The organism is Pseudomonas eucalypticola, from assembly GCF_013374995.1.
GTDB classification, from domain to species: Bacteria; Pseudomonadota; Gammaproteobacteria; order Pseudomonadales; family Pseudomonadaceae; genus Aquipseudomonas; species Aquipseudomonas eucalypticola.
In genome coordinates, this window is the sequence record NZ_CP056030.1 from 4,390,634 (window position 1) to 4,411,835 (window position 21,202).

General features: G+C 60.7%; 23 protein-coding genes. 1 reads left to right on the top strand and 22 read right to left on the bottom strand.

What is annotated here, in order from left to right; genetic code table 11:
* Positions 1 to 3: 3 nt before the first annotated feature.
* From HWQ56_RS19245 to HWQ56_RS19260, 4 genes are all read right to left on the bottom strand, one after another.
* Positions 4 to 681, bottom strand: coding sequence for a hypothetical protein (locus HWQ56_RS19245; protein WP_176571515.1), 678 nt, complete (start codon positions 679 to 681; stop codon positions 4 to 6).
* Positions 681 to 1,010 carry a hypothetical protein gene (locus HWQ56_RS19250; protein ID WP_245217781.1) on the bottom strand — a complete coding sequence of 110 codons (330 nt, stop codon included), beginning with the start codon at positions 1,008 to 1,010 and terminating at the stop codon, positions 681 to 683. Before HWQ56_RS19250 ends, HWQ56_RS19245 begins: the two co-directional genes overlap by 1 nt.
* Complete coding sequence (locus HWQ56_RS29130; RefSeq protein WP_176571516.1) at positions 1,007 to 6,439, bottom strand: TipJ family phage tail tip protein; 5,433 nt, start codon at positions 6,437 to 6,439, stop codon at positions 1,007 to 1,009. The genes HWQ56_RS19250 and HWQ56_RS29130 overlap by 4 nt, the downstream gene beginning before the upstream one ends.
* 506 nt (positions 6,440 to 6,945) lie before the next feature.
* Entirely contained in the window at positions 6,946 to 7,584 is a 639-nt protein-coding gene (locus HWQ56_RS19260) for a tail assembly protein (protein WP_176571517.1), read from the bottom strand.
* Between the two features lie 267 nt (positions 7,585 to 7,851).
* Here HWQ56_RS19260 and HWQ56_RS19265 point away from each other — a divergent pair.
* A protein-coding gene (locus tag HWQ56_RS19265) for an IS3 family transposase (RefSeq protein WP_176571518.1) occupies positions 7,852 to 9,014 on the top strand; the annotation gives its coding sequence in 2 pieces (ribosomal slippage) (positions 7,852 to 8,107 and positions 8,107 to 9,014; 1,164 coding nt in all).
* Here HWQ56_RS19265 and HWQ56_RS19270 read toward each other — a convergent pair.
* The 18 genes from HWQ56_RS19270 to HWQ56_RS19355 all read right to left on the bottom strand — a co-directional run bounded on the left by HWQ56_RS19270 (position 8,945) and on the right by HWQ56_RS19355 (position 21,178).
* Positions 8,945 to 9,274: a DUF2513 domain-containing protein gene (locus HWQ56_RS19270; protein WP_176571519.1), complete on the bottom strand. Its 330-nt coding sequence runs from the start codon at positions 9,272 to 9,274 to the stop codon at positions 8,945 to 8,947. The two genes, HWQ56_RS19265 and HWQ56_RS19270, sit on opposite strands and share 70 nt — an antisense overlap.
* A gap of 52 nt (positions 9,275 to 9,326) precedes the next feature.
* Entirely contained in the window at positions 9,327 to 10,106 is a 780-nt protein-coding gene (locus HWQ56_RS19275) for a C40 family peptidase (RefSeq protein ID WP_209008688.1), read from the bottom strand.
* Positions 10,103 to 10,801: a phage minor tail protein L gene (locus HWQ56_RS19280; protein WP_176571520.1), complete on the bottom strand. Its 699-nt coding sequence runs from the start codon at positions 10,799 to 10,801 to the stop codon at positions 10,103 to 10,105. Before HWQ56_RS19280 ends, HWQ56_RS19275 begins: the two co-directional genes overlap by 4 nt.
* Before the next feature lie 8 nt (positions 10,802 to 10,809).
* The gene (locus tag HWQ56_RS19285; RefSeq protein ID WP_176571521.1) at positions 10,810 to 11,145 is read right to left on the bottom strand and encodes a phage tail protein; all 336 of its coding nucleotides are present in this window, start codon (positions 11,143 to 11,145) and stop codon (positions 10,810 to 10,812) included.
* 2 nt (positions 11,146 to 11,147) lie between these two features.
* Complete coding sequence (locus HWQ56_RS19290) at positions 11,148 to 14,627, bottom strand: phage tail tape measure protein (protein ID WP_176571522.1); 3,480 nt, start codon at positions 14,625 to 14,627, stop codon at positions 11,148 to 11,150.
* 10 nt (positions 14,628 to 14,637) lie between these two features.
* Positions 14,638 to 14,931: a DUF1799 domain-containing protein gene (locus tag HWQ56_RS19295; protein WP_425331911.1), complete on the bottom strand. Its 294-nt coding sequence runs from the start codon at positions 14,929 to 14,931 to the stop codon at positions 14,638 to 14,640.
* A gap of 17 nt (positions 14,932 to 14,948) precedes the next feature.
* Complete coding sequence (locus HWQ56_RS19300) at positions 14,949 to 15,338, bottom strand: phage tail assembly chaperone (RefSeq protein WP_176571523.1); 390 nt, start codon at positions 15,336 to 15,338, stop codon at positions 14,949 to 14,951.
* Between the two features lie 9 nt (positions 15,339 to 15,347).
* Positions 15,348 to 15,998: a phage tail protein gene (locus tag HWQ56_RS19305; RefSeq protein WP_176571524.1), complete on the bottom strand. Its 651-nt coding sequence runs from the start codon at positions 15,996 to 15,998 to the stop codon at positions 15,348 to 15,350.
* A gap of 67 nt (positions 15,999 to 16,065) precedes the next feature.
* The gene (locus HWQ56_RS19310; protein WP_176571525.1) at positions 16,066 to 16,476 is read right to left on the bottom strand and encodes a phage tail terminator-like protein; all 411 of its coding nucleotides are present in this window, start codon (positions 16,474 to 16,476) and stop codon (positions 16,066 to 16,068) included.
* Positions 16,473 to 17,129 carry a hypothetical protein gene (locus HWQ56_RS19315; protein ID WP_176571526.1) on the bottom strand — a complete coding sequence of 219 codons (657 nt, stop codon included), beginning with the start codon at positions 17,127 to 17,129 and terminating at the stop codon, positions 16,473 to 16,475. The genes HWQ56_RS19310 and HWQ56_RS19315 overlap by 4 nt, the downstream gene beginning before the upstream one ends.
* 1 nt (position 17,130) lies before the next feature.
* A complete protein-coding gene (locus tag HWQ56_RS19320; RefSeq protein ID WP_176571527.1) occupies positions 17,131 to 17,520 on the bottom strand; it encodes a hypothetical protein in 390 nt (129 codons plus the stop codon).
* Positions 17,483 to 17,746, bottom strand: a complete 264-nt coding sequence (locus HWQ56_RS19325) for a hypothetical protein (protein WP_176571528.1) — start codon at positions 17,744 to 17,746, stop codon at positions 17,483 to 17,485. Before HWQ56_RS19325 ends, HWQ56_RS19320 begins: the two co-directional genes overlap by 38 nt.
* A 17-nt stretch (positions 17,747 to 17,763) precedes the next feature.
* Entirely contained in the window at positions 17,764 to 18,141 is a 378-nt protein-coding gene (locus HWQ56_RS19330) for a hypothetical protein (RefSeq protein WP_176571529.1), read from the bottom strand.
* 10 nt (positions 18,142 to 18,151) lie between these two features.
* Entirely contained in the window at positions 18,152 to 18,589 is a 438-nt protein-coding gene (locus HWQ56_RS19335) for a HeH/LEM domain-containing protein (RefSeq protein WP_158154485.1), read from the bottom strand.
* A 50-nt stretch (positions 18,590 to 18,639) separates the two neighbouring features.
* Positions 18,640 to 19,617 (bottom strand): major capsid protein, encoded by a 978-nt coding sequence (locus HWQ56_RS19340; protein WP_158154484.1) that lies wholly within the window; start codon positions 19,615 to 19,617, stop codon positions 18,640 to 18,642.
* Positions 19,618 to 19,620: 3 nt separating this feature from the next.
* Complete coding sequence (locus tag HWQ56_RS19345) at positions 19,621 to 20,358, bottom strand: hypothetical protein (protein ID WP_158154483.1); 738 nt, start codon at positions 20,356 to 20,358, stop codon at positions 19,621 to 19,623.
* Positions 20,359 to 20,446: 88 nt separating this feature from the next.
* Entirely contained in the window at positions 20,447 to 20,638 is a 192-nt protein-coding gene (locus HWQ56_RS19350; protein ID WP_176571530.1) for a DUF2188 domain-containing protein, read from the bottom strand.
* A 57-nt stretch (positions 20,639 to 20,695) separates the two neighbouring features.
* The gene (locus HWQ56_RS19355; protein WP_176571531.1) at positions 20,696 to 21,178 is read right to left on the bottom strand and encodes a DnaT-like ssDNA-binding protein; all 483 of its coding nucleotides are present in this window, start codon (positions 21,176 to 21,178) and stop codon (positions 20,696 to 20,698) included.
* Between the last annotated feature and the right edge of the window lie 24 nt (positions 21,179 to 21,202).

The following is a 21,202-nucleotide window of genomic DNA, read 5'->3' on the forward strand; positions in this document are numbered from 1 at the left end:
TTCCTATGAATTCATCTTTGCGAAAAGCGCGGGCAGGTAGAAGGCGTATGGATTGGAGGTTGCAGAGGTCACCGTCCATAACTTCCCGGCGGGAAAGTCCCACCATGAATAGACCATCCGTCCAGCTGCACTACCACCCACCATCAACATGCTGAAGTTATTGATCATCATGTATTCATTGGCTGGGAAATCAAAATCCACCGAGTAGTAGTTGAAATACGTCGGGGAGGAGAATGTGGTCTTCACATAGTTCCAGTTCTGGAAGGCCCGTGTGAAAACTGCCGACGGCGTACCACTATCGAACAAAAGTTTTGTCGCACCGTCCCACAATCTCATACCGAACTGGGCGACCGGAGAAGCCATGAATGCGGCTGCAAAATAGCGCCCATTGGGCTGAGCAGTGTTCACGTCGTACGCCCTGATGTAGAAGCCCGTCCAGGCGCCCGGCGACCCATATACCGCAGCAAGGCAGAGCCCGGCCACCGCGTTTACAGTGTCGGGCCGCACAAAAATCAGGGGTGGCTCGGTGCTGGTGATTACGGAGGGGAACGTGGTAACCGAACCAAGCCCAGACTCCTGCGTGGGCGAAAACCGCCCACTGCACAAAACGCAAAGTCGCGCGTACTCACTATCGAGCGTCACGACATTACTGTTGTTCATGAACTGCAGACCGAAAGTCATCACTTAAACCTTATGACGATTAACCGCATAGACGTGGCCGTACTGGTGAACGTGCCCGCATAGCCGCGTATGTAGTTATAAACTCTGACCGAATCAGCCAACACTTCTGTTTCAAACTGCGTAATGTAGTTCGCATAAGTGCCGATTGGCACCACCGTGGCTACCGCATTTGCGGTAGTAATTCCCGGAACCGAAAAGGTCTGGTAGCTCTGGCCGGCTGGGAACGCCGACCTGAGCACCTCGACCGATAACACCACCCGCATCGTGAACGACGTCTCATCAATCTGGAGCGCCCCGTCGGCACCCCAGATACGCATTCCATAGCTCATGCGCTCAAATCCCCCAATTGCACCCGGAGCACGCCGGAGCCGTCGTATACCTTCACGGCACGGTTGGTAATGGCCATCCTGCCCTGCCCCGCTACATTGCCGTTGATCTCGAAGGTACCGGCCTTATCCAGGCGCCATCCGGTGCTGCCCGCGACGTAGTCGGTGGATTGCAGGTACGCTCCGATCATTGCGTTGGTGATGGTGCCGTCTTGGATGAAGGCCGAGTTGATGAACACCTGGCCGCCCTGGACCACGAACGGGGTGTAGCTGGTGCCGCCTGCCAATGTGCCGACGATAGCGAACCGGTCGGCGCTTACCAGAACCTGGCCCTGCAACCCGGCGCCGGTGTTCTCAATACCCACGCCGATACCCGCCATCACGTACTGGCCGCTGGCGTTGACCTGCAGCTTCACCGACCAGGAAGCAGAAGCCTTGCCGTCCAGGGTGGCCACTGCCTGGCTGGTCTGCTGAACCGTGGCGTTGGTTACCGCCAGCGCGTTGGTGGTGTCCGTGACGCTCGCCTGAACGGTATCTATCCGCTGAGACGTAGCCACACCATCCTCGATCCGGGCCGATTGTTCGGACCAGACGCCTGCAAACATCGCGCTCGACCCGGCGTAACCCGTGGAATCACCCGCCGTTGCCGGGTTGACCTGCACGTAGAGACCATCCAGGCGAGTGGCCTGGGCAGTGATCGACGTTTCGGTCTGAGTGACGCGCGTATCCAGCGTGCTGAGCGCCGTGGCCTGCGCAGCTATCGCCCGGGCGGACGGCCCCGCCACGAAAGCGGACGGCGCGGTACCCGTGCCGATCTGCTCTTCAATCATCACGCTATCAATGACGATCTCGGTACCGGCTGCCAGACCTGCCATGTTCGGGTAGATGGTGATCGCCGCGCGCGCGGCGGCCGTGGCCGTGCAGACGAACACCAGGCGCTGACGGGTCGTTGTGAAGGCAACGTTCGCCGAGTAGCGATGCGTGCCGCTGTACATCGAGACCCGCATGCTGCCCGCGGCGCTCCCTTGCACATACATCGACACCAGGTAGCTTCCTGCTTCCATGTCGATGTTGTAGCCGGCGGCATTGTTGGACGGCGCCAGCATCAGGTACTGCGTGGTCACCGCGCTGCCCAGGGTCATCTTGATGCCAAAGCCCGACGCCGCAGCGGCCACGGCCACCCCGAGGCGCGTCAGGGTGTTCACTACCGTCGCCGGCAGCGTGGTCGAGGTCAGCCAGCTGTAGTCGTCCGGCAACAGGTTGGTGCCCGCGCCACCGATCCCACCGATGGTGCTCTGCAACTGGGTGACCGCCGTGCCCTGGCTGTCCAGCGTGCTGCCCTGCTGGCTGACGGTGGACGCCAGCGCCTGGAGCGCGCTGTTGTCCGCCTTGCCGGCTACCGAGTTGGTCAGCGACGTGAGCTGGCTGCCCTGGCTGGTCAAACCGGCTTCGGTCTGAGTGACCCGGCCATCCAGCGCTGAGGTAGCAGAGGCCTGCGCTGCGTCTTCATCCGACTGTTTGTTGAGGCGAGGGTCGGACACCCAGGCCACAACAGCGTCGCCAGCGCGGTACCGGATACGGATGAGCATGTAGTAGTAGCCGGCCGGGATGGTGAACTGGTACGAAATCTTCGTCCATGCACCGTCCGCGACCGTGTTCGCCCCACTCAGCGCCAGCGGCGATGTGTTGCTGGTGTTGTCCACGAACAGGTTGATGTAGGGCTGCACGGCCCTGCCAGTGGTTCCCTCGGTGAATACCCACATCGAGAAGGTGTACACCTCCCCTGGCTTGCAAGGCATCGCCTCGGCGTAGGTTCCCACCAGCGCGCGAACCTGGGGCACCGTCCAGAAGCTCACGTAACTATTCGTGGTGGCGCTGCTGAACGGAACGCGCAACAGGCGTGCAGTTGGCCCATTTGCCGGCGCGCTGCTAGATGTCCGGTCGAAGACCGAAGAGCTGGAGCTGACCGTATCTGCAGCGTTGGCGAATGCTGGATCGTTGATCAGGTTGTCCGGCGACATACCAGCCACCGAAGCCTGGACGGCGGTCAGCGCCGTCCCTTGAGCGGTGATCGTGGTCCCCTGCTGAGTGACGGTGTTGGTCAGCGCGCTGACCGTCGAGGCGTCGGCCTTGGTGTTGGCCACGGCCAGGGCATTCGCCGCGGCAGCAGCTGCGTCCGTGGCCACCTTGTCGGTCACCGCGGCCCAGGCGGAGCCGTTCCAGCGCTTGGGCGTATTGGCGCCACCGGTGATATCGATCCACAGGTTTTGCGCCAGCTGGTCAGCAGCCGCCGGCGTGGCGGTCTGAACCATGACCTTGCCTTTGGACCCGGCCAGGGTTGCAGCGTTGGTCGCAGCAGTCTGCGCGGCCGTCACGTTGGCGTTGGTCGCGGTCAGGCTGTTGTTGAGGCCGGTGAGTGCCGTGCCCTGGCTGCTGATGGTGCCTTCAGCCGAGGATACCCGGGTGGTCAGGCTGTTCAGCGCCGAGGCATCCGCTTTACCGTTGAGCGAGCTCTGCAGGCCATCAATCTGGCTGGCCTGGCTGGTGTTCACGCCCTCTACTGAAGTCAGCCGGGTTTCGGTCGTGGTCACACGCGCGGCCAGGCCGTTGGCGTCGGCCACTGCCTGGCCCACGTCGGCCCAGTAGGTGGTGTTCGGCGGCGGGGTGTTGACCGGCACGTCGCCCTTGGCCTGGTACAGCTTGCCGTCGTCCGCCAGCACGCTCTGGCCCAAGGTGTAGGCCTTGTCCGGATTGTAGGCCGCAGAGTCGGCGATATCGCCAATGGCGTTGATCTGGTCCTGCAGCTGGTTGGTCACCTCCGTTACCTGGGTGCCCAGTTCGCTCAGCCGATCGCTGACCGAGCCCGGCAGGCTTGGCGGGCCGTCGATCAGGTCGATGCGGTCCTTCAGTTCTTGGCCCAGGGCAGTTTCGTCGATCTGGCCAGCGATAAGTTCGAGGATCGGCCCCGCCTCCGTGCTCGCTTGCCCCATCACTCCGTTGCCGGCTGGGTAGAACGAGCCGATGTTACCGGTGCGGTCCACCAAGCGAGCCCAGAAAAAGAAAGTGGCCCCGGCCAGCAGGCTCTGCATCGCGTAATCAGCCTGGGGATACGCCAGGTCGGTTAACTTGGTCGCCTCATCTAGCGACGGGGTGGTGGAATACCATAGCTCGGTACGTTGGGTGTCATCGCTCCCTGCCGGAAAGGTCCACGCCAGACCAATACCAAAGATCTGGCTGGTGGCCGTGAGGGATGTGACCGCCGGCGGGAGGCCGACCTTGCCTTGCAGCTCCGTGGATTCGCTATAGCCCCAGATCGACGCGGTATTCATCGAATTGAGCGCGGCAACACGCACCAGGTACGTACCGGAATAGATCCCGCGAACTTCGATACTTGCCGAGTAAGTCCGGCCGGCATACACCCAGTCGTTGCTGTTGCGGCGCCACCACACGTCGTAGGAGACGGCGCCAGCAGGCGCAACCCACTCGGCGCGCATGGTAGTGATTGCAATGCCCTGGTCTACCGAGCTGTAGGTCGACAGCTGAATATCAGCCGGCGGCGCCTGGACGCTGGACGGGATTACAGTCACCGGCAACTGGACGATCTGCGCGCCACTGTCGATGGCGGGAAACTTGCTCGCCACGTGCTTCACGGCAGTAATGTCGTAAGCCAGGCCCTCGTCGCCCGCGTTCTCCGGTACTGTCAGTACCCGGAACACTTGCGGCACCAAGTCTGCTGTTTCAATAGCGAACACCGACTGGGCTACTGGTTGCGACGTCCACGGCGTGGTCACGGTAACGACTCGGTTGGCGTAGCTTTTCACCAGCCGCGTCTCGGCGCTGCCTGTTGGCAGGATGATGACAATCGTGTCGCCGGCAGCAATGGTTGCGTCCGCATCCAGCGTCACGGTGTTGGCCGTGGCTGTTTTGATCCGCCCTCCAATACGACGCCCTGCCCTGGCCTCGTCGGCCACGCGCACGATCTGACCTGGTCGCGCGATGGCACCATCCATACCCACGGAAAACGAAACGGTCTCGTTCTCCAGGAGGTTGGTCAGGAGCGTGTAATGGCCCAGGCGCTGGGCTTGACCTTGGGACGTGCAACCGAACGCCGTCAGCTCAGTCTGCTGCACGCCGTAGCGCGCCAGAGCTTTCTGGTCGCTGACATACTCGACCTTCTTGTTATAGAAGTCCGACGGATCGTTCCAGCTCACCAGAGCGACAGAAAAGCGAGTGCTCTTGGCGCTGCCCACGTAGGTGAACTTGCCGTCGATCACGTTCGCCTGGTTGTAGGTGTAAACCGGATCGCTGGGCATGTCTGCCGATGCAGTGACGCTGCCGGCGGCCCAATAGGCCATGCCCCGGAAAATGCTGGCCAGATCCTGCAGTACCTGCAACGCATCGGCGCGAGTCTGCAGGTAGAGGTTACAGGTGAACCGTGGCTCGGTACCGCCCTGCCCGTCGTCCACCATTTCGTCGCAGTACCCTGCGATCTGGTAGAGCGCCCACTTGTCCACCTGGGCCGCGCTGATCAACTGGCCCAGGCCATAGCGATCATTGAGGATCAGGTCGTAGTAGATCCACGCTGGGTTGTCAGTCCATGCGAGTTTGAACGTGCCATCCCACACGCCCGAGTAGCTCCGTGTCTCCGGCGTGTAGTTGCTTGGCACACGGATTATGCGCAGCTTGCAGTCGAACGCCCGGGCGGGGATGCTCGAAAACTGCGAGGCATCGACAGTGATGCCCACCACCGCGGTGTATGGGTAACGCAGCTTGGCATCAATAATCTCGGTGTACGAGGCGATGTTGGTGGTGCTCTGGATGCTCGAACTGGTCGAGTCCACAGTCAGCCGCCGCACGCGCACCCGCCATCCAGTGGTCGAGGCCGGCAGGTCGATTCGGTGACTTCGCTCGTAGGTGCTGGTGGTCTTGCCGTTAAAAGAAGTGGCCAGCACCTCGACATAGGCGCCCGAATCGGTAGCCACGTCGATGGCGTATTTCACCTCATAGCCGTTGATGTTGCCGCTGCTGTCCGTGTAAGTCAGATAGGGCACCGATAGCCGAATGCGCACGGCGGACAGCTCGACGTTGGTAATCTGCTGCACCCATGGGGTCGCGTATTTCAGCTCGACGCCCACGGCGGTTTCGCTTTCCACCGAGGGGAAGCCGGGCAGATATTCCTGATCTGCTTCGCCGGTGCGGATGCCGACGGTGACACCGGTGTAATTCAACGAGCCGTCGGCGTTCGCCAGCGGTGTTTTGTCCAGGTAAATCGACTGGTAACCGTTGACCAGGCCCACGATGGGCCCTTCGCTGATCAAGTCCAGCACCTTGGCATAGGCGGTGCTGATCAGGCTGTCGGGGGTCTCGGTGGGGGACTTCTGACTTTCGCCACTGGACTTGTGACCGCTGATACCGCGTGCTGCTGCGCCCATGCACTTTTCTCCAGGCGTAAAAAAACCCGCCGGAGCGGGTTTCAATTTTCAGTAGGCAGTAGGTGTGAGGTAAAAACCGCCAGAGTTAAGGGAGATTCGGCGTCTAGCCGACTCGCCCGGCTTAAGCTCAATCTCGGACTCGATCTGAGTTCCACCCCCACACATAGTGCTTGGGTTGATGCCGAGGATGTGTCGGCCAGGGGAAACCTTGAAGGTAGCCACTTCGCCAGATGCGAACTCAGCCGCTACTTGACCATCGATGAACAGCCGATAGTTACATCCAGATCCGTACGAACCGCTGTCGCGGGTCACGACAATTGTCGAGGCACCATCACCACTGTACGTGTAACGAGATGCAGGCACCTTGTCCGCAGTCCCTGGTGATACAGGCGACGTTGAGCAGCCGGCCAGTAGCCCCGCCATACACAAGCCCCATATGACTTTCATGTCGATCCCTCTTCGTTGAAACCGCGGAATGTAGCACAGCCGTTACAGGCGGCCGTCGATTACGCTTGGTCCTCAGCGTAGATACCTGCGCTGCCTACAGCGCTTCCGACGATCATGCGGCCGTAACCCAGCGGCACAGGGTTTCCCTGAGCCTGGGTGTTCACCGGTCCACTGAAACTGTAGCTGGCCCGATTGTCAGCGCTATCACTCGTGCTGAGGCCATTGGCAGTATTGGTGATCATCTGCGCGACACCGCCAATCGCCATTGAAATACCGATGGTACCGACCACGCCCCAAACACCCCCGCCGAACAGCGAAGCGGCCCCAGAGCCGCCTGCCGGGCCGCCAAAAAAGGACGCTGCAACAATCAGTGCAACGCCGAGAGCCGTTTGCAGAGTACCCGCGCGCTTGCTGCCCTGGATTACGGGAGCAATTCGAATCTCGTTGCGGCCCGGTGGATCGCCAAATTCTTCGTGGCTGATGTTTCGTTTTCCGTGGAAGACGGCGAAGACGATGCCCTTGTCCTTTGCTTCGAACATGAACTGCTCGAAGCCGGGAAGGAGCACCGAGAGAGCACGGCAGGCCTCGGCGGCGCTGGCCACGGCCAGGGTATGCACACGGCCGAATCGGGCGCCAAGTTTTCCGTATAGGCGAATGGTGCGAAGGCGCTGGCCTGGCTCGTAATTGGGAGTGGACATGGTTTCTCCTAAGCAATACCAAACCTGCAAAAGTGCGCTTAACTTGTGAATTCGCGCGGTTTTACGCCACGATAAACTCAGGGTAACTCCACACCTAATCGTTCTTTAAGAACCTGCTTCCCGTAAGCTTTCGCCAGCTCAACTAGCATGCTCAGTCCAGCACCACCTGCCTTTTCAGCGCCTTCCTTAGTTCTGCGCCAGACTGTAGTGGTCTAATGAAACCGGACACCCATTTAGGCGAGAATGCTCGCCACAGAGAGGTGTCTGATGACCAAGCAACGTCGTACCTTTACCCCTGAGTTCAAGCGCGAGGCTGCGTGCCTGGTGCTCGATCAAGGCTACAGCCATACCGAGGCAGCCCGTTCGCTTGGGCTGGTTGAGTCGGCCTTGCGTCGCTGGGTGAACCAGCTCCAGCAAGAACGTGGCGGTGTCACCCCGACCAGCAAAGCGTTAACACCTGAGCAGCAAAAAATCCAAGAATTGGAAGCCCGAATCAATCGTCTGGAACGGGAGAAATCGATCCTAAAAAAGGCTACCGCGCTCTTGATGGCCGAGGAGCACGAGCGCTCGCGTTAGTCGATCAGCTTCACTCCGAGGAGCCGGTTGATCTGTTGTGCTCGGTATTTGAAGTCACCCGATCTTGCTACTACGCATACTGTCGAAAACGCCGATCCCCTGATGCCGAACGGGTGATTTTGCGCAGCCGCGTGAACGAACTGTTTACTCAAAGCCGAAGCGCTGCGGGCAGTAGAAGCATCATGCTGATGATGAAAGAGGACGGCATGCAAATCGGGCGATTCAAGGTACGTAAGTTGATGCGCGAGATGAACCTGATCAGCAAACAACCGGGCTCCCATGCCTACAAAAAGGCCACCGTGGAGCGACCTGATATACCGAACGTACTTGATCGAGAGTTCAGCGTGGCATCCCCCAACAAGGTCTGGTGCGGTGACATCACGTACGTTTGGGCCGAAGGTCGATGGCACTATCTGGCAGCGGTGATCGATCTGTATGCGCGCCGGGTCGTAGGCTGGGCGTTCTCAGTCAAGCCTGACGCTGACTTGGTGATCAAGGCATTGGATATGGCCTATGAGCAGCGTGGCCGGCCTCAGGATGTGCTATTTCACAGCGAGCAGGGCAGCCAATACGGCAGTCGAAGTTTCCGCCAGAGACTATGGCGATACCGCTTCACACAGAGCATGAGTCGGCGCGGCAACTGCCACGACAACGCGCCGATGGAGCGGCTATTTCGTAGCCTGAAAACTGAATGGATACCGACGGTGGGCTACATGAGCGCCGTGTTGGCTAAACAAGATATTGGACGTTTCCTGATGGAGCGGTACAACTGGCGGCGACCACATCAGTTCAACGACGGCTTGGCGCCTGCCGTTGCCGAGGAAAAACTTAACGCAGTGTCCGGGATCAGTTGACCACTACAGACCTCACCGTCTCGAACAGTGTCCAAGAACTCATGGCCCTTGTAAGTAAGGCGCCGTGGCTGCCACTCGAAGTGATTTATGCCCCCCAAACTGATGCCAGAAACTAGCCCTGCTTCATCAAGCAACATAACGTGATAGGAGATCTCTTCAGAGGATCGTCCATTCAACGTCAGCTTCATCCAACCCTGCGGTTTATCGTGAGCCTCTACGGCTAACAGAATTTCACGCACCAACTCTTTCTCTAGCTTCATATATTCCCTTATCTAATTTTAAGGCCGTAAAAATACGAAAGTTGGAAAACTTCTATCGCAGTGTTACGTTTTTGTGCCGTAGTATCAAGCGGGTAGCCTCGCCCCAGAAACCACCATAGACGTCCCTGCGACTATCTTGACCATAAAGGTGATGCAGGATCGACCCGGGCGCTGGGTAGTGCTCTGGCTCTGTTGCCAGCTTGCCGTCCGCCAGGTAAATCCCAGCATGGTTCGGTACCGGCGCCCGCACCTGCATGATCACCACGTCACCGTGTTGCAGGTCTTGGACGGGCGAGAACCCACAGTCGGCGTAGTTCTCCATGTACAGGTTGCCGCCGTTGGCCCACCAGTCATCCTCCCGCCCGTACTGCTTGAGCGTGATGCCTAGCTCGCGCTGGTAGAAGTCAACCAGCAGTTGGTAGCAGTCCAGCGTGCCATGAAAGAACGGCCGTCCGATCAAGGGCGCCTGGTAGCCTGTTGGAGCGAACGCCACCAGCTCGCCCGCAGCCACCACACCATCCTCACTGCGGCGAACCTCAATGATCAGCCACGGTAGCTCGCTGGTCTCGCACGCCACCCGGTCCGCGGCACTGGGCTGAGCCGAGTAGTCTGGATGGCTGTGCACCACGGCCAGAACTTCACCCCGGTCTTCCGCCTGGGCGTACTCCTCCGGGGCAATGCGAAAGTGTTCACTGGGCGTGGCTGCACCATTGGCACACGGCACGTAGACCTGGCCACCTGCCTCGCTGATGACCAGCCCGCACACCTCGTGCGGGTATCCTGCCACCGCATGAGCCTCAATCGCGGCGCGAACGTTGTCGGTAATGTTCACCCAATCCTCCCAGCGCTTGGGAAAGAGCCGTAGCGCAACTGCCCGGTCTCACCGAACCTGAACTTGCAGCCCTTCAACGTGCCACTGCACATATCGCTGGCTGCGTCAGTGGTGATGATGTCGTCCGACGTGGCCACCGGACCGCCGGTGTAGCCGCAGTAGGCGCCTCGGTAACCACCTATGCTCAGCCATTGGCAGCAATTTGCGATGATCTGCCGGCCCGGGAGCTGCTTGTTGTTGAGGTTGATCGGAGAGGACAACGTGAACTCGACCTGTGTCTTGTCTTCTCCGGTCTTCTGCTCCACGTACCATATGTCGTCGGGGAAGGCCTCGTCCGGGTCTGCCTCGGCATTGCCGCCGGCAAAGTTCACGGCATCGAGGTAGCGCCCCATGGTGCGCTTGCGTGTCACTTTGGCCCCAGCCAAGTCCTCGAACCCAAGGCACAATGCTGTGATAAAACCAGTGACGTTGCCGACCAGCAACGTCGGATTGGGCTGCTGGCTGTCTGAGGTGATCTCAAACCCGCTGGCCTGAATGGGCCAGGGTGAATACTCCAGGCCCTGCCACCAGATCGACCCCAGGCGCTGGTAGCCGTGGAACCGGTAGAGGTCAGCCCCGATAGCCGTGGCGTCGAGCTCGAAAAGCTCCACCCGCTCCCCGGGCTCCAGGGTCTGGATGTCGGCGTTGATTCCCATGGGTTACCTCAGGGCGCGAAGGCCTGATCAAAAGTTACAGAAAGAATCCACTTCCCGCCGCCCTGATCCGCCGGATCGAACTCTTTGCAACGGAAATATGATTGGTCGCCAAAAGGCGGCGTCCAGTAAAACGACTGATAGCCCTTGCGCGCCCTTAGGAAGTCCAGGATCGCTTTAATGCGGGCCTTGGACCCAGTGAAGGTCAGCGGCCAGGACTGGCTTTCAGCATTGATGCCGTCGCCAGCCACCTGCTCGTACCCGTCACCAAACTTGGCCGACCGGGTGCGCTGGGTAATCTTCCCCGTGGGCTTGCTGTCTGGCTTCCAGGTGAATACCTCAGTCATTCCTACCTCCCGTTGATGGCCTTACGGATGTTGCCGCCCGAGGAGAGCGAGCGAGCTTCAAGCTCCTTGTATTTGCTCGCAGCAATTTCGCCCATCTGCTGGCCAAACTGTTGCAGGCCTGCTGTGTCAGTCGCCACCTGGGTGCTGCCGTCGCTCGCGATCTGGATATTCACCTGGGGCGCAGCAGAGGCAGACGCTGCGGCATTGGATGCTCTGATACCTGCCCCGCCACCGGTGGTTACCGGGGTGACATAGCCGCCGTCGGCGTAGCCGCGTGCGTTCAGCCCAACCAGGTAGTCCTTCATGCCGGGCTGGTCGACCACCTCCTTGCGGATCACCACCTCGCCGCCGTGCACCACACCAGCTGGGTCGTACTTACCACCCGGGCCGGTATAGCCACCGTCGGAATAGGTCGCGGATACCCAGTTGGAATAGACCGATCCGGTATATCCGGCGGCCGTACTGCCTGCAGATGCCGCTCCGCTGCTGGAAAGCCCACTCAATAGCCCGCTGATGCCGCTCCCTGACACACTGGAAAAAACGCTGGACGCAGCTGCCTCAAGCTCCATCTTGGCCAGCATCTTGGCGAAGCTGAGCAGGACGTCGCCAAAGCTTTCATCGGCGCCGAAGGCCCAGTCCACCACCGCATCGGTCAGCCCATCGAATAACGAGGTGAAAGCGGACTTCATCTGCCCGGCGACGTTATGGGCGTTATCCAGGTAGTTCTGGAGGGCTGAGGTTGCGCCAGCCGTCCAATCCCCCTGCGCCGTGGTCAAATCGTCGTAATTTTTGATCGCGGTGTCGTGCAGGTCTTGCTGGGTGGCGTTCAGCGCGGCGAGTTTTTTTGTGTACTCGTCCAGGCTCATGCCGCGCGAGCCGTCGCCATACTGGTTGGCCAGGTCCAGCTTCTGCTGGTTGATCTTGTCGTCGATGCCGTTCTGCTGGTCGGTTAGCGCCTTCTGGCGCTCGCCCTGGCCAAGCCCTGCGGCCGCACGCTCACCTTGTAGGCGCAGCGTGGCGACCTGCTGTTGTAGCGCGTCGGTGTAGGTTTTGACTGCCTGGGCTTCCTTGCGCAAACGGCCCTGCTCGTTAGCCGATAGCACCTCCAACTCGCTATCGACGTCCTTCTGGGCCTTGAGCATGCTGGCCCGGGCGTCGGCGATCTTCTGGTCGATCTGGATACGCTGGGCTGCAGTGGTAGACGACTTATCGCGCACCGACTCCAGCGCTGCGATTTCCGCCTGGTAGGCGGCGGTGACCTCGTCCTTCTCGTTCCCCAGGATTGCCGCGCGCTTGATTGAGTAATCTTCCTGGGAGATAAGCCCGGCCTTCTGGGCGGCATCAAGCTGCTTGAAGGCATTGGCATACTCGTCCTGGATGGCCTTCAGGTTGTTCTGGGCCGCGTTGAAAGCGCTAAGGTCTACTGCACCGGCAGCCGACTGCGGGTCCTTATTCTTGTCCTTGATGTTCTGGATGCCCTTGGCCACCGCAGCAGGCTGTACCAGCGGCGAAGTAGGGTTTACCGATTTGATTTTTTCGATGTTCTGGAGATATTCCTTTATCTCCTTATTGCGCTTCTGCTCGGCAGTGAGGTTCGAGTCATTGAGCGCCTTAACCTTGTCACTTGCGGCAATGGCCTCCTTTTCCGCTTCGGCTCGGTCGCCTACATACTTGGCCCGGGTGCGTTCGCCATCAATTTGCAGATTCAGGAAGTCCAGCCGGGCCTGGTCCTGCTCCCGGCTAGCCCCAGCAGCCATCATGTCGGGGTTGTCCGCCCCGATCGTTGGAAGGTTCGAGTAGTTCGATGCATCTGCCAGACGCTGCTTGAGCGCTTCGGCCTGCTGCTCCAGGCTCTGCTCGCGGCCAGCGTTCAGGGTAGCGTCCAGCGCCCCTTTGGCAGCGTCCTTGACGCCCTTCCACCCCTTCTCGATCAGCCCCAGGTTCGCCGTGATCTCTGCGGCCCGTAGCTGCACAGTTTGGGCATAGGTATCGGTGAGGAGCTTGACTGCGCCGACGTTGTCTCCCTGCTCCTTCAGCGCCACGATGTGCGCGTACACGGACTGGGTCAGGAAGTGGTACTGGTCGTTGAGTTCTTTGGCTGCAGCGACCGGGTCCTTGGCAATCTTCACGAACTCGGCGATGGTTGCATCGACTGATTTTTCTGTCGCGTCCTCCATCAGCGACGCGGCTTCGGCAATGGCCTTGAAGCTATCGCCCGCAATCACGCCCGAATTCGCCAACTTGGTTAGCGATGCCGCAGCTTCGCCCACGGTACCGTTGGTCTCGCTCACCTCTCGGGCGAGATCGCCCATGGCGCCCGCGGACGTACCAGCAGCATTACCCGTCAGGATGAGCGCCTGCTTGTATTCCTGCGCCTCCTTGGAGCCCTGGCTGTAACCGTAGATGACAACCCCTATGGCTGCAGCCACAGCAGCAGATGCGGCCGCCCCAGCAATGAGGCCAGCGGTAGCACTGGAGACGGCAGGCGTAATCGCACCGATGGCCTTGTGGGCGTTTTCCGCAGCTTCGGTTGCGGTATTTGTGCTTTCGGCGAAATCGGAAAGGCCCTCCGCCGCCTCGCCCGCATTCTCAGCTACATCCTTCGCGCCCGAGGCAACGCCATTCAGGGTCGCGCCAAGCGTAGCCGCACCGGAACCGAAGCCGAACAGAGACTTGATCTTTGATTTCAGGGCATCAAACGCATTCCCAATGCCACCAGCGTTGGTGCCAATTTCCATCAGGTTGTGCGCGGCGACGCGAAGATTTCCCTCGGCAAGAGCGTTGACGAACTGGAGGATGTTTTCCCGCGCTTCCTTGGTGCCCAGGGCCACACTTTCCAGCGGGGCCTTCGACTTGCTGCCCTCGTCGTTGAACGCTTTCAGCTTCGCCCGGGATGCTTCGATGTCTGCGGAGTAGTCCTTGAAGGTGTCACTGTCGATCAGCCCGGCCTTCTTGTACTTCGCCAACTGCTCCTGCTGGGCGTCCAGCTTGGCAAGCGCCGCGACGGTAGGGTTGATCTTGCCGAGTAGCGCCTGGAGACCTTCAGCCTGCACGCCGGTCGCTGCTGCAGCCTTCTTGGCCTCCTCAGCGAGCCGGGTTTCAGTCGCCAAGAGCGCCTGTCCCCGAGCGTTCATTGCGGCCTGCTCAGCCGCCCAGTCCCGGGCGGCCGTGGAGCCCCCCTTCATGGCGGATGATGCATCGGTGACGCCCGAGGTCAGGCTTTTGTGGTACTCGCTGGCCTCCAGCGAGGCTTTCGCCATTGCGGTGAGCCGAGTCACTGCGTCCTCGGACGACTCGGAAAGCTTGCCCTCCGCGGTGGCCAGATCCTTGGCGGATGTTGCGGCTTTGTCGAAGCCCTCGGCGACACCTTCTGCCGCTTTCTCAGCCTTGGCTCCTGCCTGGGCCAGCTTTTCAAGGTCCGTGGCCGCCTGGACGGCATCACCCGAATCTACTGCAATCCCTAGTTCGGCGATGTTGGTCATGGCGGCTCCGCTATTCCTTGCCCTGGGCCATGCAGGCCAAGGCTTCTGCCTCCATTACTCGGAGGTCGTAAAAAATGTCACAGCGCTCCCCTGCAGGGATGCCAATCAAGCGCATTACCGCCGGCAACACGCCGTAATCGAGACCGGTTGCGCCGCCCATGCCCGCACGCCACTGAGTCGACATGACCTCGAAGAGTGCAAACGCCCACCAGTTGTCTGGCAGGATCTCCATCAAGTCGTCATAGTCGCCTGGCTCAAACCCGAACGCCTCCATCTCTTCCTCGGTGGCTTCGGGTTCGTACATTGCGCGGGCGACGGCCCTCAGTTTCCCTCGCGGGCCGCCCGGAACGCTGCCTGGTAGGCATCTACGATGGCCTTCCCGGCTCCAACTGACGTCAGGATCAGAGCGCGGATCGCTTCGTCTTCGAAAGGGTCATCAAAGCCCCACCCGACAACCAGATCCTTCACCTGGTCGAACTCTAGGGACATCTGGGCTTCAGTGACCTCCACCAACGTCAGGTCTGCACCGCGAGCTTTGAAAAGCTCTTGATCCTTGGCCGAACGCTCCTGCCAGCCCGTGAAAAGCTCGGCCAGCTCGGCGCGGTCACGGTACTTGAACTCAAACGGTACCAGCACCGAATCACCACCCACCCGTGGGATCGCGACATTCGCCTTGAAGGTGGCGTCCTGGGCAATTTTGAAAGTCGTCATGGGCTTCCCTTAGGCGGCGTTGTAGCGGGTCGGGCGCGAGGCGAACGACAGCGTGATGGTGCGGGTCATGATGTTGTTGCGGCTCAGCGTCGGGGTCGCAGTGATCGACACATACGCGTAGTAGTAGATCTTCGAGCCGCCTGGCAGGTTGGCGCGGATTAAGCGCGGCTCCTTGTCCTCGTCCGCCTCCTCGACGATTGCCACGAAGTCCTTGGACGGGTCATCCGCTACCGGCAGGGTCATGCTGCTAGCCGACTTGGTGGTGGGCAATTGGCGGTCGTCCTCGTCCTCGAGGAAGCCGTAGGTCAGGAACTGCTGCTCGCCGCCGTTGGCCGCGGGCTCGGTAATCTGCGCGATCTGCGTCCAATCCGTAGCCACTTGGAAGGTGCCCGCGCCAGAACCGGCCGGGAAGCTGCTCGCGTTGATGGTATTGATGTTCTCCAGGGAGAAGGTGTCATCGGCGGCCGCAATAACACGCGCCGGGCGACCATTCAGCTTCGCCCAGCCGGAACTGACCACGAGCACGTCGCCATTGGCCAGGCCGTTATCAGCAGCCGAGACAACCGCAGGGTTGGCATTGGTGATCGCGGTAAAAGGCTTCGCGACGCCGAGAGTGCCGGCGATTTCAAAGGTCGTCCCGTTGGGGATTTTGACGCTCATGGGGTTTTCCTCATGCAGAAACGAAAAAACCCGCACAGTGCGGGTTCAGGGTTGCCCAACGGGCGGGTTATTCGGTGTCAGCGCGGTACTGAAACGAAGCTGGCACGCTGTAAGTGGTGTCGCCGACAATGCCGGTGCCTGGGTCGACTGGGGTCATCACTGTGACAGTAAAATCGCCCTGACTCAGGCGCAGGTAGATGGGGAACAGGCTGGCCAGGTCGTCCACTAAGCTCTCGGCAGTCCCCGGGCCATTCCCGGCAGGCGTCACAACATTCACCTGGAATAGGCCGGTGTACAGTTTGTGGTCGCCGGCCAGGGTGTTGCTGTCGGTACCGGCGGGCAGCGTGAATGCCGCCAGGTAGGTCTCATCCCCAGCAGGCTCGAAGCTCACGTTCTGATAGGCGACCCGCAGGCCCTGCCCTGTAGCCCAAGCGGCCAGCCGCTGCTCGTAGATGGACCGGATGATCTTGTGGCTCATACCTGGTTGTTCCTGATGGCCTCCAGCACGATCTGCTGGAAGCGCGCAACAGTGATGCGCACCATGCCGCTCGGGGCCTGGGTCGAGTGGCCGAACTCTAGCGGGATGGCATAGGGCAGGCTGTTGGTGATGTAGGCGGTCTGGCCAGCCTGGAATTCGATGGCGCCATCGCGGATGCGGGCCATGGACTTGGCGCCGCTCGGGTCCACTTCGTCCGCAATCGAGTCATCGGGCGCGCCGATGCTGAACATCCAGTTGCCGCGAAACCGGCCCCCGACGTAGTCCTTGCCGGCCACCAGACCGTTCACGTTGAAGTTCTGGTCGCGCTCGGTCTTGCTCAGGGGCTTGGCGTACTTCACGCCCTTGCGCAGCTTACCGGCCTTGGTGAAATTGCTATCGTCGAGGTTGATCAGCGTGTTGCGAATGGCGACCTTGTAGTCGTAGTCGTCAGCGGCCTGGGTGTTCTTCTGGCGATGCGCCACGTTGGCGGCCCAGATCTCAGGATTGCCCACGGGCGACATCATGATCACGCTGCTGCCAATTTCGATCACGATCTCGCGCAGGGTAGCGTCTATGGCCTCCTGCGCCTGCGCGGCGAAGGCCTGGATCTGTGCAGCGAAACTACCGCTTTTCCCGGCGTACTTGGAGGCCATGCTATTTCCTCAGCTGAAGGGTCCAGGTCGCACCGGCTGGGTCCTGACCAACGTCTAGCACCCGCTTGCCTCCAACGACGTCTCCCACCATCGGCTGGGCCACATCCAGAGTTGCCGTGCCGTCGACGGTGATCAGCAGCTCATTCTGCAGCACCAGCAGCTTCTCGTCGGTGCCGAGGATGCGGGAGCCGTCGACTTCCTTGGCCAGGTAGCTGCCAAACACCCCACGCCCGGCGTACGTCGTGGTCGTGCTGGCCGGCTTGCCGGTGGCAGGGTCGTACGCGCCTGTGACGGTTCGAGTTCCCGATACAGGTTTTACAGCATCGGCCAGGCCGTCTGGATCGTCGAATGCCTCAGCGAGGTCCGCCTGAATCTCGCTTCTCATGCTCATCGGAACCCTCCGCTCGTGGACGCTTCAGCCAGTAGTTCTTGATCCCCTTAGCCCACGCAATGGTGTAGAAACAACTCAGGATGAAGATTCCCCACTGCTCGGCCTGGATCGATGACCAGAACCAGAAAGGCTGGCCGATCATGCCGAAAACGCAGGCGTATCGCCGACGGGATTCACGGCGGCTTTGGCTCAACCAGATGGCGGCTAAGCCGAGCAATGCAATCATCGTTTGAGCTATCAAAATCAGGTCCTTTTGAGCATGAAGGTGCTTGGTCGCTTTATCCAAGGGACCAGCAGCGCCAACGCGAAGTTCTCGCCCTGCGTGAGGTCGGTAGAGCCTGCTACATAGGTTTTGCTGACGGACGTACCAGCTTGGGCCGAAACCGTCGTGCTCTGGACTTCCTTTTTGGTGTCCTTGTAGAGATTGCCCCCGGCGGCCACCTTCGCCACCTGAGCGCCAGCTGCCTTGATCTCGGCCGGAACCGGATCGGGGACAAGCCGTTTAATCTTGGCCGTGAGCCAGGCGTTGGCCATGGCCACAGCAAGGACCGGATCACCCGTGCCAGCCCAGTCCGGACCTAGCTGGGCATCGACATCGGCAACGGTGATGAAGTCGGTCATGTGCTGATCCTTATTCCTTCGGCACCAGGGCCTGCAGGTCTTCTTTCTTGGCCGACGCGTCGAATTCGATGCCTTTGGCGGCCAGCCAGGCCTTCAGATCTGGTACGGTCATCTTCAGCGGATCGGTCTCGGGGGGAGTCGCCTGGGCAGCCACTGCTGCAGCGATCTCGTCGGCCGTGCTGCGAGATGCGTAGCCTTCAGGTGGGTAGGCGCTGGCCTGGTAGCCTGCAGCGACGTATTCAGCCACTGTCGGGCCGTCCAGACGCAGGCCGTCTTCGCCCACAGCGCTGACCTTGATCCCAGCGCGCTTGTAGGCGTCGATGATGTTGGGGTTGTCGCCCTGCACGTAAACATCGGTCGCCGCGCTGATCACCCCGAAGAATTCACTGAGCAGTCGATAGCACACACCAGGCTCGCTGCCCGGCTTGTCGGTGTAGATCACTTTCATAATTCGCTCCCTTGTAATGGAGCGCCCGAAGACGCCCCGTCACAGCTGGATTACGGGGTGGTGGTGCCGCTGATCACGGCGGCGAACGGAACCTGCTTGCGGTCGAACACGCGCTCCCAGTTCGCAGCAGCAGCGTACTGAGTGGCGGTCGGGCTGAGGTTCTGGTTGTTGCTGCCTTTCCAGCTGAAACCAGCAGGTTGCAGGATGAACGTCTTACGCTCCCACAGGACTTCAGCACCGCCACCGTTACCGCCACTTGGCTTGCGCTCCAGTTCGACCGGGACGGCTGGGGTGCCTTCGCCGTAGCCGAACGCGCCCTGGCCGAAAAACACCGACAGGTAGCGGCCGGCGCCGTAGACGAGGCTGTCGTCCATGAACACTGGCTTGCCCAGATAGGTGGCCAGGATGATACGGCCGTCGGAGTCACGCAGGTACTCGATGAGGTCCTGCTTGACCATCTGGTTCATCACCACGGAGTGCACGCCGATCGCGGAGAACACGTCAGCAGCATCGCCGGAGGTGAAAGCGGCATCCTGGAAAGCGCCGGCGCTGATGGTCGCACCGGCGTCCACCACCATGTCACCGGCGTCGTTCGCGATGTTCGATGCGATCACGCCTCGGGCCGCGCCGAGCAGGTAACGCTGCCAGCGGCGGGTCCAGTAGGTGCCGAAGCGGTTGCGGATGTGCTGCATCGGCTCAGTATTGGCCAGCTCGGACGTCAGGTCAGCAACGCCATAGCCTTTGTTGAGGTAGAGCGTACGGGCGCGCATGCTGCCCTGCTCTGCCTTGCCGACTTCGCCCAGGTCGTCCGGATTGTCGTTGGAGATGTTGGGCTCTTCGTCAGCGTCCAGATCCTGCCAATAGCTGATTTCCGAGGTGCCCTGGCCGTTCTGAGCGATGGCGTCCAGCTCAGGCGATTTGACGATGATCCCGGACTCGAAGACCGCAGTCTTTTCCGGGGAGTTGACCGGCGCGATAGTGCCGTAATAGTCGGCGACAAAGATGTCCGCCAGTTGGGTCGTTGCCATGGATTAAGTTCCTTTGGTGGCCAAGAGTTTTTTGAACGCATCGGGGTTGTCGCGGGCCAGCGCAGCGCGCTCGGACTCGGTGTACTCACCCCACTTCTTCGTGGCCTTGCCACCGTTGTCGCCGGTCGGACCGGCACCCGAAGCCCTTGGCCACAGGTGAGTTGCAGTTTCACGCAGCGATTCCGCCCATTCGAGCGGCGACAGAGGCGTCTTGCCATCCTTGCCGTAGATGACCTCGCCATCACGGTCGGTGGCGATCGCTTCGCCGTCTTCGCTGAGTTTGAAAGTGCCCTTGGCGCGCAGGATGATGTCCTCGGCAGCCTCTGGCAGCGCGCCGGCCTTGATGGCAGCGGCACGGATGGAGTCGGCCAGCACTTTGTCGCTGTAGCGCGCGGCGAACGCCTCTGCCTTGTCGGCCCGAGCTTTTTCGGCGGCCAGCTGCTTGTCGTAGTCGCCACGCAGGCGCTCAGTGCGGCGAGTGATGACCTCGTCGAGCTTGCCCTCGGCAATCAACTTGGTCTCTTCGTCCTGGCCGACCTTGGCGAGCAGGCCTTTCACCGCGTTGATGTCCAGGCCCTCGAACTGAGTCTTGAAGCCTTCCAGCTCGCTGGTGGACGTCTTGAGCTTGCCAAGCAGCTCGGAGTTCTTGTTCTTGAGCCCGGCGGTAGCAGCCTCAACGGCTGCCGCGATAGCATCTTTTACGGCCTGGTCTTCAAGATCAATCTGGTTTTCGTCAGCCACTTGGTACACCCCTTGGGTTTGATTCCCCGCTTTGCGGGCATAAAAAAACCCCGGCATGGCCGAGGTCTATGTGAAGATTTTTGCGGGTCTACTTGCCGGCCTCCTCAGGCTCAGGCTTTACCCGATGAGGAGGCAGGGTCAGCGCGAATGCATTGGCCGCTGGCTCGTCTGCGAATTCGCCAAGTCGGTCTTCCCTGGTGCAAACCACCCATTTGATGCCGCCGACGTTGATTACCTCGTACCCGTTTACGATCGCTTTCGTAAGTGCTGGTGCGCCCATGAGCGTTCTCCTTGGCTGCGGTAACAAGTTACCCGAACCAGTATAGACGCCAGCAAATCAGGCTATTACCGTCAGCCCGCGCATCACCAGATAGTCGGCAAACTGCGTGCGGCTCGCCACCCACAGCGGCGGGTGGTTACGGAATGCCCCGGTACTGCGCGTGAGCGGGACGGACTTTTTGCCGTCGAAGCAGTGAGTAGGCTCAACCAGTTCGATACCCCGGTCATCGGCGTAAAGCTCAATGGCCAGCATCACCTGGCCATGCCGGATGCCGTATGGGATCAGGGTCCTGCTCAGGAACTCACCCGCCAGCACGATCCCGTCGCGGGGCCAGGCCAGCGGCTGGCCGGCTGAGGCCGGTACGCCCTTCCAGCGCATTGCGTCCATGGCCCGAGCCGCCTTCAGGAGGTACTCGACCTGGCTGGCCTCGTCCGCCGGCACCGGGAATCCGTAGTACTCACCATGGAAGCGAAGTGAGCCAGCGTCCGCGTAGCTGTTCGCTGCTGGATCAGTGCCCTGCCCGTGCTCGACGATGATCATGGCGCGCCCTTTGATGTGGGGCAG

Bases quoted from the DNA above. Each gene is read 5' to 3' on its own strand.
- HWQ56_RS19245 (WP_176571515.1), bottom strand. From the start codon at position 681: ATGACTTTCGGTCTGCAGTTCATGAACAACAGTAATGTCGTGACGCTC.
- HWQ56_RS19270 (WP_176571519.1), bottom strand. From the start codon at position 9,274: ATGAAGCTAGAGAAAGAGTTGGTGCGTGAAATTCTGTTAGCCGTAGAG.
- HWQ56_RS19310 (WP_176571525.1), bottom strand. From the start codon at position 16,476: ATGAGCCACAAGATCATCCGGTCCATCTACGAGCAGCGGCTGGCCGCT.
- HWQ56_RS19280 (WP_176571520.1), bottom strand. From the start codon at position 10,801: ATGGGAATCAACGCCGACATCCAGACCCTGGAGCCCGGGGAGCGGGTG.
- HWQ56_RS19260 (WP_176571517.1), bottom strand. From the start codon at position 7,584: ATGTCCACTCCCAATTACGAGCCAGGCCAGCGCCTTCGCACCATTCGC.
- HWQ56_RS19315 (WP_176571526.1), bottom strand. From the start codon at position 17,129: ATGGCCTCCAAGTACGCCGGGAAAAGCGGTAGTTTCGCTGCACAGATC.
- HWQ56_RS19330 (WP_176571529.1), bottom strand. From the start codon at position 18,141: ATGACCGACTTCATCACCGTTGCCGATGTCGATGCCCAGCTAGGTCCG.
- HWQ56_RS29130 (WP_176571516.1), bottom strand. From the start codon at position 6,439: ATGGGCGCAGCAGCACGCGGTATCAGCGGTCACAAGTCCAGTGGCGAA.
- HWQ56_RS19250 (WP_245217781.1), bottom strand. From the start codon at position 1,010: ATGAGCTATGGAATGCGTATCTGGGGTGCCGACGGGGCGCTCCAGATT.
- HWQ56_RS19320 (WP_176571527.1), bottom strand. From the start codon at position 17,520: ATGAGCATGAGAAGCGAGATTCAGGCGGACCTCGCTGAGGCATTCGAC.
- HWQ56_RS19325 (WP_176571528.1), bottom strand. From the start codon at position 17,746: ATGATTGCATTGCTCGGCTTAGCCGCCATCTGGTTGAGCCAAAGCCGC.
- HWQ56_RS19285 (WP_176571521.1), bottom strand. From the start codon at position 11,145: ATGACTGAGGTATTCACCTGGAAGCCAGACAGCAAGCCCACGGGGAAG.
- HWQ56_RS19295 (WP_425331911.1), bottom strand. From the start codon at position 14,931: ATGTACGAACCCGAAGCCACCGAGGAAGAGATGGAGGCGTTCGGGTTT.
- HWQ56_RS19300 (WP_176571523.1), bottom strand. From the start codon at position 15,338: ATGACGACTTTCAAAATTGCCCAGGACGCCACCTTCAAGGCGAATGTC.
- HWQ56_RS19335 (WP_158154485.1), bottom strand. From the start codon at position 18,589: ATGAAAGTGATCTACACCGACAAGCCGGGCAGCGAGCCTGGTGTGTGC.
- HWQ56_RS19290 (WP_176571522.1), bottom strand. From the start codon at position 14,627: ATGACCAACATCGCCGAACTAGGGATTGCAGTAGATTCGGGTGATGCC.
- HWQ56_RS19305 (WP_176571524.1), bottom strand. From the start codon at position 15,998: ATGAGCGTCAAAATCCCCAACGGGACGACCTTTGAAATCGCCGGCACT.
- HWQ56_RS19350 (WP_176571530.1), bottom strand. From the start codon at position 20,638: ATGGGCGCACCAGCACTTACGAAAGCGATCGTAAACGGGTACGAGGTA.
- HWQ56_RS19355 (WP_176571531.1), bottom strand. From the start codon at position 21,178: ATGATCATCGTCGAGCACGGGCAGGGCACTGATCCAGCAGCGAACAGC.
- HWQ56_RS19340 (WP_158154484.1), bottom strand. From the start codon at position 19,617: ATGGCAACGACCCAACTGGCGGACATCTTTGTCGCCGACTATTACGGC.